Here is a 12978-nt window from a genome sequence, read left to right on the forward strand (position 1 = left end):
TGCATCTCCTACGTGTCGTATGTCGGCGTCAGCGCTGGGCTGCGGCGATCGATTCCCGGGCGGCTTCCGCGACGTTCTCGGCAGTGAAACCGAATTCGCGGAAGAGCACCTTGCCGTCGGCCGAAGCACCGAAGTGCTCCAGCGAAACAATGCGTCCGGCGTCCCCGACGAATCGGTGCCAGGTGAGACCGATTCCGGCCTCGACGGAGACACGGGCCTTCACCGAAGGCGGCAGCACGCTGTCCCGGTACCCCTGGTCCTGCTCGTCGAACCACTCCACACACGGCATGGAGACCACCCGCGTGGGGATGCCCGCGGCCTGGAGCTGCTCACGCGCCTCGACGGCCACGTGCACCTCGGAGCCGGTGCCGATCAGGATGACCTCGGGCGAGCCGCCCTCGGCCTCGAACAGCACGTAACCGCCCTTGGCGGCGTCCTCGTTCGCCTCGTACGTCGGCACACCCTGACGGGTCAGGGCGAGACCGTGCGGGGCGCCCTTGCCGAACACCTTGGTGTAGCGCTTGAGGATCTCGCGCCAGGCGATGGCCGTCTCGTTGGCGTCCGCGGGACGGACGACGTTGAGGCCGGGGATGGCGCGCAGCGAGGCGAGGTGCTCGACCGGCTGGTGGGTGGGACCGTCCTCGCCGAGGCCGATCGAGTCGTGCGTCCACACGTACGTCACCGGCAGGTGCATCAGGGCCGACAGGCGGACCGAGTTGCGCATGTAGTCGGAGAACACCAGGAAGGTGCCGCCGTAGATGCGCGTGTTGCCGTGCAGCGCGATGCCGTTCATCTCCGCGGCCATGGAGTGCTCGCGGATGCCGAAGTGGATCGTGCGGCCGTACGGGTCGGCCTCCGGCAGCGGGTTGTCCGCCGGGAGGAACGAGCTGCTCTTGTCGATCGTGGTGTTGTTCGAGCCGGCGAGGTCGGCGGAGCCGCCCCACAGCTCGGGGATGACCGCGCCGAGGGCCTGGAGCACCTTGCCGGACGCGGCGCGGGTGGCGACACCCGTGCCCGCCTCGAAGACGGGGAGCTTCTCCTCCCAACCGCTCGGCAGCTCGGTCGCGGCGATACGGTCGTACTCCGCCGCGCGCTCCGGGTTGGCGGTACGCCAGGCGGCGTAGCCCTTCTCCCACTCGGCCTTGGCCTGGGCACCCCGGTCCAGGGCCTGACGGGTGTGGGCCAGCACCTCGGCGGCGACGTCGAAGGACTTCTCCGGGTCGAAGCCGAGGACGCGCTTGGTGGCCGCGACCTCGTCGTCGCCGAGCGCCGAGCCGTGCGCGGCCTCGGTGTTCTGCGCGTTGGGGGCGGGCCAGGCGATGATCGAGCGCATCGCGATGAAGGACGGCTTGTCCGTCACCTTCTTCGCGGCCTCGATCGCGTTGTAGATGGCGTGCGGGTCCAGGTCGCCGTCCGGCTTCGGGGCGACGCGCTGCACGTGCCAGCCGTACGCCTCGTAGCGCTTGACGGTGTCCTCGGAGACCGCGGTCTCGGTGTCGCCCTCGATCGAGATGTGGTTGTCGTCCCACAGCAGGACCAGGTTGCCGAGCTTCTGGTGCCCGGCCATGGAGGAGGCCTCCGCGGAGATGCCCTCCTGGAGGCAGCCGTCACCGGCGATCGCGTAGATGAAGTGGTCGAACGGGGACTCGCCCTGCGGCGCCTGGGGGTCGAACAGACCACGCTCGTAGCGGGCGGCCATCGCCATGCCCACCGCGTTGGCGACACCCTGGCCGAGCGGACCGGTCGTGGTCTCCACGCCCGGCGTGTGACCGTACTCGGGGTGTCCGGGGGTCCTGCTGCCCCAGGTCCGGAAGGACTCCAGGTCGTCCAGCTCCAGGCCGAAACCGGCCAGGTAGAGCTGGGTGTAGAGGGTCAGGGACGAATGGCCGGCGGACAGCACGAAGCGGTCGCGTCCAACCCAGTCGGTGTCCGCCGGGTCGTGCCGCATCACCTTCTGGAAGAGGGTGTAGGCGGCGGGCGCCAGGCTCATGGCCGTACCGGGATGGCCGTTGCCGACCTTCTGTACGGCATCGGCGGCCAGGACGCGGGCGGTGTCCACGGCCCGCTGGTCCAGCTCGGTCCACTCGAGGTCTGTGGTGGTCGGCTTGGTGCTCACCCTGGGTCAGGGCTCCTCTCCACATGTCACACATGTCGAAATGCCGGTGCACTGGGCGCCCCGGCCGTTGTCGAGCCTACCCCCGTGAGTACGCGCGTTTTTTCGAGTCATTCCAGACTGCCGGGACTCATCGGGATCCGCCTCCCGACTAGGTCGTTCCGTGTTCGGCAAGTGAATACGGAGCCGCTCGTCCGAGTGCTCAATCGAGTCTCGATCAGCTCTTCCGGCCGCACTCCTCAACACGGGCCCACCCCCGCGAATGCCGGGGTCTGGGCAACGTCTACAGTGGCGTGGTACGCGCGGACCTTTGCGGGGAATTCATCCCGAGGTCCGCTGGGATGTCTCTGTCAGGGGTGTGCGTGACGGCCGTCGAATCCCGTCCAGCGGGTGTGCTCGGGACGAGCAGCAGCCGGGGCCAGCGGCCGTTCGGGGCCCGTCTGAAGGCGTTCGTGGCGCTGACCAAGCCGCGGATCATCGAGCTGTTGCTGATCACCACGGTTCCGGTGATGTTCCTGGCCCAGCAGGGTGTGCCCGATCTGAAGCTGGTGCTCCTCACCTGCCTCGGCGGTTATCTGTCCGCGGGCGGCGCCAACGCGCTGAACATGTACATCGACCGCGACATCGACGCCCTCATGGAGCGCACCTCGCAGCGTCCGCTCGTCACCGGCATGGTCAGCCCCCGCGAGTGTCTCGCCTTCGGCATCACGCTGGCGGTCGTGTCGACCCTGCTGTTCGGTCTCGCCGTCAACTGGCTGTCCGCCTGGCTGTCGCTCGGGGCGCTCCTCTTCTACGTCGTCGTCTACACGATGATTCTCAAACGGCGTACCTCGCAGAACATCGTGTGGGGCGGCATCGCCGGCTGTCTGCCTGTGCTCATCGGCTGGTCGTCCGTCACGAACTCCATGTCGTGGGCGCCGGTCATCCTCTTCCTCGTCATGTTCTTCTGGACGCCGCCGCACTACTGGCCGCTGTCCATGAAGGTGCGCGAGGACTACGCGCGCGTGGGCGTGCCGATGCTGCCGGTCGTCGCGAGCAACAAGGTGGTCGCCCGCCAGATCGTCCTCTACAGCTGGGTGATGGTCGCGGTCTCGCTGCTGCTCACCCCGCTCGGGTACACGGGCTGGTTCTACACCGCGGTCGCGCTCGGCGCGGGCGGGTTCTGGCTGTGGGAGGCGCACGGCCTGCAGAACCGCGCCAAGGCCGAGGCCACGGGCACCAAGCTCAAGGAGATGCGGCTGTTCCACTGGTCGATCACCTACGTGTCGATCCTCTTCGTGGCCGTCGCGGTGGACCCCTTCCTCCGCTAGACGCTCCGCCGGACCCGGTGAACGTGGACGGGAGGGGTGCGTGGTCAAGGCCACGCACCCCTCCCGTCGCCGTTGGATCTACCCGTCGGTAGCATCCTGGCCATGGCAGACACCCAGCAGATCGACGAGACCCCCGGCGCCGTCCAGGACCCCAAGGCCGAACGCGCCGCCGCCAAGCTCGCGCAGCGGATCACCGCCTTCTCCAAGGCGCACGGCGGAGCCGAGGCGCAGGTCGCCTACATCGGACAGCGCGGCGCCCGCATCGTCCTCGTCGGCGAGGACGGCGGCTGGGGCGACCTCGTGGCGACGAGCTACGAGATCGCCGAGAACGCCGTCAAGAAGGCCGGGATCACCGTCCACGAGGCGTTCGACGGCGAGTTCGCGGCCAAGGTGAAGACCGGCCCGTACGAGTGGAAGCGTATGGCCGGCATCCAGGTCGGCGGTCCCTCCAACGACTGACACGTCACCCCTCGCACGGACGGCCGACAATCGTCGGCTGTTCGCACGGGGTGTGCGCGACCAACACCTGACACCCGGCTCAGCCGTTAGGACCTGAAAAGCAACGGTCCATTCGCGGGAGTCCGGATGATCGAAACGCCGTCCCTGGTGGACCAGTACTGCCACGGCGTACTGCGGACGGAGCTGGGCCTCGGCACGTTCGAGGCCCACCTCACCAGGACCGAGGGGCCGCCGGCCGCGGGCACCACCTTCTTCGACACCCAGACCGGCTTCGCCGTACGACGCTGGTGCCCGCCCCTGCTCGGACTCGAACCGCACTGCACGCCCGCCCACTATCTGGCCCGGCGCCGCGAACTCGGCGTCCTGGAGTCGGGCCGCAGACTGCTGCGCGGCAGCGGCATCACCACGTATCTCGTCGACACCGGTCTGCCCGGCGACCTGACCGGGCCGGGCGAGATGGCCTCCACGGGAGACGCGCGAGCGCACGAGATCGTCCGTCTGGAGCTGCTCGCCGAACAGGTCGCCGACACCTCGGGAACCGTCGAGACCTTTCTCGCCAATCTCGCCGAATCCGTCCACGGAGCCGCCGTGAACGCCGTGGCCTTCACCTCCGTCGCGGGCGTGCGGCACGGTCTGGCCCTCGCGCCCGAACCGCCGGGACCGGGGGAGGTACGGGGCGCGGCCGGCCGCTGGCTCGCGGGCCGCCGGGTCGGCGGCCCGCTCACCGACCCCGTCCTGCTCCGCCATCTGCTGTGGATCGCCGTCGCCTCGGGTCTGCCCCTCCAGCTCCACGCGGGCCTCGGCGAACCCGGCCAGCGCATCGACCGCACGGACCCGGTGCTGCTGACGGACTTCGTCCGGGCCACGGCGGGCCTCGGCACCGACCTGGTCCTGCTGCACGGCTACCCGTACCACCGGCACGCCGCCCACCTCGCCGGTGTCTTCGCGCACGTCTACGCCGACTCGGGCGCCGCCCTGGTGCGCACCGGGGCCCGGGCCGCGACCGTCCTCGCCGAGATCCTGGAACTGGCGCCGTTCGGCAAGATCCTCTTCTCCAGCGGGGCGCACGGCCTGCCCGAGCTGCACGTGGTGGGCGCCCGCCTGTTCCGGGAGGCGCTCGGCCGGGTGTTCGGCGGCTGGGTCGCGGAAGGCGCGTGGTCCCTGGAGGACGCCCAGCGCGTGGCCACGATGGTCGCGGCGGGCAATGCGCGGCGGGTGTACGGGGTGGGGTGAGCGCACCGGCGCCCGCCGAGGGCTCACGCGCGTGAAGGCGCTCCCCGGCGGGCCGCGTGCGTGTTTCCCCCGGACGGGCTACGCGTGCGAAGGCGCTCCCTGGACGACCACGCGCGGGTGAACGGTGTCCCCGGACGGGGCCTGGACGGCCCGGACAAGCTACGCGCGGGTGAGGGCCGACGTGGTCGCGGGACCCGGCAGATCCGCCACGGTCTCCGGGCGCTCGCGCAGGGCCAGCAGCACCCGCAGCACCCCGATCCACACCAGGCAGGAGCCGAGCATGTGGAGGGCGACCAGGGCCTCGGGCAGGTCGGTGAAGTACTGGACGTAGCCGATGACGCCCTGGGCCAGGAGGATCAGGAACAGGTCGCGGGTGCGCCGCAGGGGACCCTGGGGGGCGTCCACCGCCTTCAGGACGAACCAGAGGGCGAAGGTCAGCGTGACGACGATCCAGGCCAGCACGGCGTGCAGCTTGGCGACGTTCTCCCAGCCGACGGGGATGCGGGCGACCTCGCTCGAGTCACCCGCGTGCGGTCCGGCACCGGTGACGACCGTGCCGACGGCGATCAGCAGGACCGAGGCGACGACCAGGAACCACACGAGCTGCTGCACGGACTTGCCGACCAGCGGACGCGGCGCCGCGTCGCCCTCGCGGGTGCGCTGCCACATGAGCGCGGCGACCGTGATGAGCGCGGTGGAGAGCAGGAAGTGGGCGGCGACCGTGTACGGGTTGAGGCCGACCAGGACGACGATCCCGCCGAGGACCGCGTTGCTCATGACGATCCAGAACTGGGCCCAGCCGAGCCGGGTGAGACCGCGCCGCCACGGCTTCCGCGAGCGCGCCGCGATGATCGCCCACCCGACGGCGGCGCACAGCACGTACGTCAGCATGCGGTTGCCGAACTCGATGGCGCCGTGGAAGCCCATCGCGCTCGTCGCCGTGAGCGAGTCGTCGGTGCACTTGGGCCAGGTCGGGCAGCCGAGGCCGGAGCCGGTGAGCCGCACGGCACCGCCGGTGACCACGATGACGACCGCCATGACGAGCGCGGCGAGGGCCGCGCGCTGCACCGTCCGGGAGGTCGGGGTCCAGCGTTCGGCGATGAAGGCGAGCGGGTTGCGCACCGCGCTGAGGGCGTCGGCTCGGGTCAGGTTCTGCACGCGCACCATCGTAGGGGGCCGCTTGTGCACGCTTTCACGAGGGTCCGCCCGGGAGCGGCGGGTCGGCCGCCCTCCAGGGCAGGGCCACTCACTCCCCGTGAAAGGTCCACCACTTCCGGCGGGGTGAGCCGGTCATTCCCAGCGGAAGAACCGGCCTGCCGCGCCGAGCCCCACGACCGCCCAGACGGCCAGGATCCCCAGGTCGGCCCAGGGCATCCCGGCGCCGTGCTGGAGTACGTCCCGCAGGCCGTCGGAGAGCGCCGAGACGGGCAGCAGACCGAGCACGTCCTGGGCGCCCGCGGGGAACTTGTCCATCGGCACGATCACCCCGCCGCCGACCAGGAACAGCAGGAAGACGAGGTTCGCAGCGGCCAGTGTCGCCTCGGCCTTGAGGGTGCCCGCCATGAGCAGGCCGAGCCCGGAGAAGGCGGCGGTGCCGAGGACCAGCAGGAGCAGGACGGCGAACGGATTGCCGTGCGGCGACCAGCCCAGCGCGAACGCGATCGCGGTGAGCAGGATCACCTGAAGGATTTCGGTGACGAGGACCGACAGCGTCTTCGCGGTCATCAGCCCCCAGCGGGGGAGCGGAGAGGCCGCCAGCCGCTTCAGGACGCCGTACCGGCGCTCGAAGCCCGTCGCGATGGCCTGGCCGGTGAACGCCGTCGACATCACGGCCAGCGCCAGGATGCCCGGCGCCAGGAAGTCGACGGCCTCGCCCGCGCCGGTGTCGATGATGTCCACCGAGCTGAACAGCACCAGGAGCAGGGTCGGGATGACGACCGTCAGGAGGAGCTGCTCGCCGTTGCGGAGCAGCATCTTCGTCTCCAGCACGGCCTGCGCGCCGATCATGCGGGTCAGCGGGGCCGCGCCCGGCTTCGGGGTGTACGTACCGGTGGTCGTCACGGACTCGGCTCCCTGCCGGTCGGCTCCAAGCTGTGCCTGGCTCATGAACGCAGCTCCTTGCCGGTCAGTTCAAGGCCGTGCTTTCCCGGGGGACAACCCCCGGACCCCCGGCCGGGCTCCGGTCGAGCTTGGTTCATGAGCGCAGCTCCTTGCCGGTCAGTTCAAGAAAGACGTCTTCCAGGGTGTGGCGTTCGACCGAGATCTTCTCCGGCATCACACCGTGCTGGGCGCACCAGGACGTGACGGTCGCCAGCAACTGCGGGTCGACCTTGCCGCCGACGCGGTAGGCCCCCGGTGTCAGCTCGGCCGCCGTGCAGTCCGCCGGGAGGGCCTTGAGCAGGGAGTTCACGTCGAGTCCGGGACGGCCGCCGAAGCGCAGGGTGTTCTCCGCGCCGCCGCGGCACAGCTCCTCGGGGGAGCCCTGGGCGACGACCCGGCCCGCGTCGATGATCGCGACGTCGTCGGCGAGCTGCTCGGCCTCGTCCATGTGGTGCGTGGTGAGGATCACCGAGACACCGTCGGAACGCAGGTCGCGGACCAGGTCCCAGGTGGCGCGGCGGGCCTGCGGGTCGAGGCCCGCGGTCGGCTCGTCCAGGAAGACCAGCTCGGGACGGCCGACGACCGCCATGGCGAGCGCGAGGCGCTGCTGCTGGCCGCCCGAAAGCCGGCGGTACGTCGTGCGGCCGCAGCCCTCCAGGCCGAGTCGCTCGATGAGCGCGTCCACGTCCAGCGGGTGGGCGTGCAGTTTCGCCACGTGGCGGAGCATCTCGTCGGCGCGGGCGCCCGAGTAGACGCCGCCGGACTGGAGCATCACGCCGATCCGGGTGTGCAGCTCGCCGGACTGTCTCGCCGGGTCGAGGCCCAGGACGCGCACCGTGCCGGAGTCCGGCGTGCGGTATCCCTCGCAGGTCTCGACCGTGGTGGTCTTGCCCGCTCCGTTGGGTCCGAGTACGGCGGTGACGCCCGCCGTGGCCACCAGGTCGAGGCCGTCCACCGCGGTCTTGGTTCCGTACCGCTTCACCAGGGCCTGGACCTGGACGACGGGCTCGCTTCGCATGAGGAGCAAGTCTAGGGACGTCGGCGCGTCCCGGAACCGCCGGGGGCCGCATCCACGTACAGGTCCCGCGGCCGGTGCAGCGACAGCCACCGCTCCGCGTACGCCACCGCGTCGGCCACCGGGAAGAGCCGCGCCCGGGCCGCGCCCACGGTCCCCCGTACGACGGGACGGTCCCGCTCGAAGTCGGCGCCTAGCTCCTCGAACAGCTCGGAGGTGATCGACACCTCCCGCACCGTCCGCCAGCCCGTGGGGGAGGGTCGGCCGACCTCTACGACGGGTGAGGGGATGCGGTACTCGGCCAGGTGGAAGCTGGTGCAGGTGTCGTAGCCGGCGCCGAGCAGCAGGACGCGGGCACCGCCGGCCTCCAGGCGGGCCAGCGGGCTCCGCTCGCCGAGCCGGCAGTCGGGCGCGTGTCCGTCCACGATGGCCGCCGCGCGCGGGCCGAGCGCCGCGAACGAGGTCTCCGGGTGCGCGCTGCGCAGGGCGCCGGGCCAGGTGCGGACGGTCTCGGGTATCACGCCGACCCCGCGGGAGGGCGTCACGCGCGGGTCGTAGACGGGCATGGTCGCCCGGATGGTCGGCCACCACTCCTCGGGAACCGGAGGGCGGCTCCACAGCGCCGGGTCGGAGAGGTCGCCGGACTGGGTCGGGACCACCAGCGTGCCGTCCGGACCGAGTACGTCGAGCAGTCCTTGTACGACGGCCACGGGACCGCCGTTGACCCAGCCGAGGGCGCTGAGCGAGGAGTGCGCGAGGAGCGTTTCTCCCGCTCCTACACCCAGGGCGCGCAGGTCGGCGGCGAGGGTGTCCCGGGTGACGAGTGGGCCGGTCGGAGGGGGTGTCGGCATGGTCCCGGAGTCTTCCCGAGAGGCCGTCCGGACGCCAGCGGATTGATCGATCAAAGATCGTTTGCCCAGGTCACGTTAGGTATACCTAAGTGATGCAGCGCACCGCCCGCCCCGGAGGGTGCGGCTTGTCAGGCCCTGAGGAATTACGCAACAATGGTGTTGTGAAAAACGTTGGCGAGGCTCGGGAGACCCCCACGGGGCCCCCGCAGGAGGAACTCGCGACCGGTGAGCGCTCGACGCGCAACCGGATCGCGCGGTCCATCCTGGACCACGGCCCGTCGACCGTCGCCGACCTGGCGGGCCGACTGGGCCTGACCCATGCCGCCGTACGCCGTCATCTGGACGCGCTGGTCGCCGACGACGTCGTGGAGGCGCGCGAGCAGCGGGTCTACGGAGCGCGGACACGTGGCCGTCCCGCCAAGGTGTTCGCCCTGACCGACTGTGGCCGGGACGCCTTCGACCAGTCCTACGACAAGCTCGCCGAGGACGCCCTGCGCTGGATCGCCGAGCGCGAGGGCGGGGACGACGCGATCCTCTCCTTCGCCCGCGCCCGGATCGCCGCGCAGGCCGGGGCGTACCGCGAGGCCATCGAGGCCGCGACGCCCGAGGAACGCACGGAAGCCCTGGCCAAGGCCCTCAGTGCGGACGGGTACGCTGCCACGGCGCGCAGCGCACCGGTCGGCGAGCAGCTCTGCCAGCACCACTGCCCGGTGGCGCACGTCGCCGAGCGGTTCCCGCAGCTGTGCGAGGCGGAGACGGAGTTCTTCTCCCAGCTGCTCGGCACGCACGTCCAGCGACTGGCCACCATCGCCCACGGCGACGGGGTGTGCACGACGTTCATCCCCAAGATTTCGCACGACACTCACAACGCATCTGCAAGCACCGCCGGGAGGAACCCCGCATGACGCTCCCCATCGAGGAGACTGCCCACCCCGAGCTCGAGGGTCTGGGCACGTACGAATACGGCTGGGCCGACTCCGACGTGGCCGGTGCCTCCGCCAAGCGAGGTATCAACGAGGACGTCGTCCGCGACATCTCTGCGAAGAAGAACGAGCCGGAGTGGATGACCAAGCTCCGTCTCAAGGGTCTGCGCCTCTTCGGCAAGAAGCCCATGCCCAACTGGGGTTCCGACCTGTCGGGCATCGACTTCGACAACATCAAGTACTTCGTGCGCTCCACGGAGAAGCAGGCGGAGTCCTGGGAGGACCTGCCCGAGGACATCAAGAACACGTACGACAAGCTCGGCATCCCCGAGGCGGAGAAGCAGCGCCTCGTCGCCGGTGTCGCGGCCCAGTACGAGTCCGAGGTCGTCTACCACCAGATCAACGAAGAGCTCGAGGCGCAGGGTGTCATCTTCATGGACACCGACACGGCGCTCAAGGAGCACCCGGAGCTCTTCAAGGAGTACTTCGGCACGGTCATCCCGGTCGGTGACAACAAGTTCGCGTCGCTGAACACCGCGGTGTGGTCCGGAGGCTCGTTCATCTACGTGCCGAAGGGTGTGCACGTCGAGATTCCGCTCCAGGCCTACTTCCGTATCAACACGGAGAACATGGGCCAGTTCGAGCGGACGCTGATCATCGTCGACGAGGACGCCTACGTCCACTACGTCGAGGGTTGTACGGCGCCGATCTACTCCTCGGACTCCCTGCACTCCGCGGTGGTCGAGATCATCGTGAAGAAGGGCGGCCGCTGCCGCTACACGACGATCCAGAACTGGTCGAACAACGTCTACAACCTGGTCACCAAGCGCGCCGTGGCGTACGAGGGCGCGACCATGGAGTGGATCGACGGCAACATCGGTTCCAAGGTCACCATGAAGTACCCGGCCGTCTACCTGATGGGCGAGCACGCCAAGGGCGAGACCCTGTCCATCGCCTTCGCGGGCGAGGGACAGCACCAGGACGCCGGCTCCAAGATGGTCCACATGGCGCCGAACACCTCCTCGAACATCGTCTCGAAGTCCGTGGCGCGCGGTGGCGGCCGTACGTCCTACCGTGGTCTCGTCGAGATCGGCGAGGGCGCCCACGGCTCGAAGTCGAACGTGCTGTGCGACGCGCTGCTCGTCGACACCATCTCCCGCTCGGACACGTACCCGTACGTGGACGTCCGCGAGGACGACGTGTCCATGGGCCACGAGGCGACCGTCTCCAAGGTCTCCGAGGACCAGCTCTTCTACCTGATGAGCCGCGGTCTGACGGAGTTCGAGGCGATGGCGATGATCGTGCGCGGCTTCGTCGAGCCGATCGCCAAGGAACTGCCCATGGAGTACGCCCTCGAGCTCAACCGGCTGATCGAGCTCCAGATGGAAGGCTCGGTCGGCTAAGCGCCGGCCCGCCGTATCCATCAAGCCACTCACGTAAGAAAGCGAGCAGACCGACAGCCATGGCTGAGGCTCAGAACATTCCGGTGGGCAGCACGACCGCCGGCCAGATCGCGGTGGCCGCCGAGTCGACCGTCGCCACGCGCATGAGCGCGCCCCCCTCCTTCGACGTGGCGGACTTCCCGGTCCCCCACGGCCGCGAGGAGGAGTGGCGGTTCACGCCGCTGGAGCGCCTGCGCGGGCTGCACGACGGCACCGCCGTCGCGACCGGCGAAGGTGTACGGATCGACGTCGAGGCCCCCGAGGGCGTCACCGTCGAGACCGTCACCCGCGACGACGCGCGGATCGGCAAGGCCGGCACCCCCGTCGACCGCGTCGCCGCCCAGGCGTACTCGGCCTTCGAGAAGGCCGGTGTCGTCACCGTCCCCAAGGAGACGGTGCTCACCGAGCCCATCCGGATCGCCGTGCACGGCGAGGGCGGGGTCGCCTACGGCCACCAGGTCATCGAGCTGGGAGCCTTTGCCGAGGCCGTCGTCGTCATCGACCACACCGGTGACGCGGTGCTCGCCGCCAACGTCGACTACGTCCTCGGCGACGGCGCCAAGCTGACCGTCGTCTCCGTCCAGGACTGGGACGACACGGCCGTCCACGTCGGCCAGCACAACGCGCTGATCGGCCGCGACGCCACCTTCAAGTCCTTCGTGGTCACCTTCGGCGGCGACCTCGTACGCCTCCACCCGCGCATCGCCTACGCGGGCACCGGCGGCGAGGCCGAGCTGTTCGGCCTGTACTTCACGGACGCCGGCCAGCACCAGGAGCACCGCCTCCTGGTCGACCACAACACCCCGCACTGCAAGTCCAACGTCATGTACAAGGGCGCGCTGCAGGGCGAGGGCGCGCACGCGGTCTGGATCGGTGACGTCCTCATCGAGGCCAAGGCCGAGGGCACGGACACCTACGAGATGAACCGCAACCTGGTTCTGACCGACGGCGCCCGCGTCGACTCCGTGCCGAACCTGGAGATCGAGACCGGTGAGATCGTCGGCGCCGGCCACGCCTCCGCGACCGGCCGCTTCGACGACGAGCAGCTCTTCTACCTGATGGCCCGCGGCATCCCCGCCGACGAGGCCCGCCGTCTGGTGGTCCGAGGCTTCTTCGCCGGGCTGGTCCAGCAGATCGGTGTCGACGACATCGAAGAGCGCCTTCTCGTGAAGATCGACGAGGAGCTGGAGGCGTCGCTCTGATGCCCGGCACCTTCGTGCGCGTCTGTGGGCTGAGCGAGCTGGAGGAGAACACCCCGAAAAGGGTGGAACTCGACGGCACGCCGGTCTCGGTCGTGAAGACCGAGGGGGAGGTGTTCGCGATCAACGACATCTGCTCGCACGCGAACGTCTCGCTCTCCGAGGGCGAGGTGGAGGACTGTCAGATCGAGTGCTGGCTGCACGGTTCCGCGTTCGACCTCCGCACCGGCAAGCCGTCCGGCCTTCCCGCGACGCGCCCCGTCCCCGTATACCCCGTTCAGATCGAAGGGGACGACGTGCTCGTCTCCCTCAACCAGGAGTCCTGAGGAACCC

Annotated in this window: 12 protein-coding genes; 7 read left to right on the top strand and 5 right to left on the bottom strand. The window is 69.9% G+C overall.

The window, feature by feature from the left end; all coding sequences use genetic code 11:
• Nucleotides 1-28: 28 nt before the first annotated feature.
• Entirely contained in the window at nt 29-2116 is a 2088-nt protein-coding gene (gene tkt, locus OG780_RS31055) for a transketolase (RefSeq protein WP_328453735.1), read from the bottom strand.
• A 353-nt stretch (nt 2117-2469) separates the two neighbouring features.
• Here tkt and OG780_RS31060 point away from each other — a divergent pair, with 353 nt between their 5' ends.
• The 3 genes from OG780_RS31060 (at nt 2470) to OG780_RS31070 (ending at nt 5115) form a co-directional block, all read left to right on the top strand.
• A complete protein-coding gene (locus OG780_RS31060) occupies nt 2470-3423 on the top strand; it encodes a heme o synthase (protein WP_328458523.1) in 954 nt (317 codons plus the stop codon).
• A 102-nt stretch (nt 3424-3525) separates the two neighbouring features.
• A complete protein-coding gene (locus tag OG780_RS31065; RefSeq protein ID WP_328453737.1) occupies nt 3526-3882 on the top strand; it encodes a hypothetical protein in 357 nt (118 codons plus the stop codon).
• A gap of 126 nt (nt 3883-4008) precedes the next feature.
• Nucleotides 4009-5115, top strand: coding sequence for an amidohydrolase family protein (locus tag OG780_RS31070; protein ID WP_328453739.1), 1107 nt, complete (start codon nt 4009-4011; stop codon nt 5113-5115).
• Between the two features lie 159 nt (nt 5116-5274).
• On the opposite strand, the gene OG780_RS31075 is transcribed toward OG780_RS31070, so the two are convergent.
• From OG780_RS31075 to OG780_RS31090, 4 genes are all read right to left on the bottom strand, one after another.
• On the bottom strand, nt 5275-6282 hold the full coding sequence (locus tag OG780_RS31075; protein WP_328453741.1) for a COX15/CtaA family protein: 1008 nt from the start codon (nt 6280-6282) through the stop codon (nt 5275-5277).
• A 123-nt stretch (nt 6283-6405) separates the two neighbouring features.
• Nucleotides 6406-7221: an ABC transporter permease gene (locus tag OG780_RS31080; protein ID WP_328453743.1), complete on the bottom strand. Its 816-nt coding sequence runs from the start codon at nt 7219-7221 to the stop codon at nt 6406-6408.
• A gap of 88 nt (nt 7222-7309) precedes the next feature.
• Nucleotides 7310-8233: an ABC transporter ATP-binding protein gene (locus tag OG780_RS31085; RefSeq protein ID WP_328453745.1), complete on the bottom strand. Its 924-nt coding sequence runs from the start codon at nt 8231-8233 to the stop codon at nt 7310-7312.
• Nucleotides 8234-8244: 11 nt separating this feature from the next.
• Nucleotides 8245-9081: an aminoglycoside N(3)-acetyltransferase gene (locus OG780_RS31090; protein WP_328453747.1), complete on the bottom strand. Its 837-nt coding sequence runs from the start codon at nt 9079-9081 to the stop codon at nt 8245-8247.
• Nucleotides 9082-9242: 161 nt separating this feature from the next.
• Here OG780_RS31090 and OG780_RS31095 point away from each other — a divergent pair, with 161 nt between their 5' ends.
• Genes OG780_RS31095 through OG780_RS31110 form a run of 4 tightly spaced genes read left to right on the top strand, consistent with a single transcriptional unit; the run spans nt 9243 to nt 12971 of the window.
• A complete protein-coding gene (locus tag OG780_RS31095; RefSeq protein ID WP_328453749.1) occupies nt 9243-9986 on the top strand; it encodes a helix-turn-helix transcriptional regulator in 744 nt (247 codons plus the stop codon).
• The gene (gene sufB / locus OG780_RS31100) at nt 9983-11407 is read left to right on the top strand and encodes a Fe-S cluster assembly protein SufB (RefSeq protein ID WP_326788470.1); all 1425 of its coding nucleotides are present in this window, start codon (nt 9983-9985) and stop codon (nt 11405-11407) included. The genes OG780_RS31095 and sufB overlap by 4 nt, the downstream gene beginning before the upstream one ends.
• A gap of 59 nt (nt 11408-11466) precedes the next feature.
• A complete protein-coding gene (sufD, locus tag OG780_RS31105; protein ID WP_328453752.1) occupies nt 11467-12648 on the top strand; it encodes a Fe-S cluster assembly protein SufD in 1182 nt (393 codons plus the stop codon).
• A complete protein-coding gene (locus OG780_RS31110) occupies nt 12648-12971 on the top strand; it encodes a bifunctional 3-phenylpropionate/cinnamic acid dioxygenase ferredoxin subunit (protein ID WP_261703358.1) in 324 nt (107 codons plus the stop codon). Before sufD ends, OG780_RS31110 begins: the two co-directional genes overlap by 1 nt.
• Nucleotides 12972-12978 lie beyond the last annotated feature (7 nt).

Source organism: Streptomyces sp. NBC_00386, assembly GCF_036063235.1.
Lineage (GTDB): Bacteria > Actinomycetota > Actinomycetes > Streptomycetales > Streptomycetaceae > Streptomyces.

Coding starts and splice junctions, on each gene's coding strand:
- OG780_RS31080 (WP_328453743.1), bottom strand. CDS start 7,221: ATGAGCCAGGCACAGCTTGGAGCCGACCGGCAGGGAGCCGAGTCCGTG.
- OG780_RS31110 (WP_261703358.1), top strand. CDS start 12,648: ATGCCCGGCACCTTCGTGCGCGTCTGTGGGCTGAGCGAGCTGGAGGAG.
- OG780_RS31075 (WP_328453741.1), bottom strand. CDS start 6,282: ATGGTGCGCGTGCAGAACCTGACCCGAGCCGACGCCCTCAGCGCGGTG.
- OG780_RS31065 (WP_328453737.1), top strand. CDS start 3,526: ATGGCAGACACCCAGCAGATCGACGAGACCCCCGGCGCCGTCCAGGAC.
- OG780_RS31070 (WP_328453739.1), top strand. CDS start 4,009: ATGATCGAAACGCCGTCCCTGGTGGACCAGTACTGCCACGGCGTACTG.
- sufD (WP_328453752.1), top strand. CDS start 11,467: ATGGCTGAGGCTCAGAACATTCCGGTGGGCAGCACGACCGCCGGCCAG.
- OG780_RS31085 (WP_328453745.1), bottom strand. CDS start 8,233: ATGCGAAGCGAGCCCGTCGTCCAGGTCCAGGCCCTGGTGAAGCGGTAC.
- OG780_RS31090 (WP_328453747.1), bottom strand. CDS start 9,081: ATGCCGACACCCCCTCCGACCGGCCCACTCGTCACCCGGGACACCCTC.
- sufB (WP_326788470.1), top strand. CDS start 9,983: ATGACGCTCCCCATCGAGGAGACTGCCCACCCCGAGCTCGAGGGTCTG.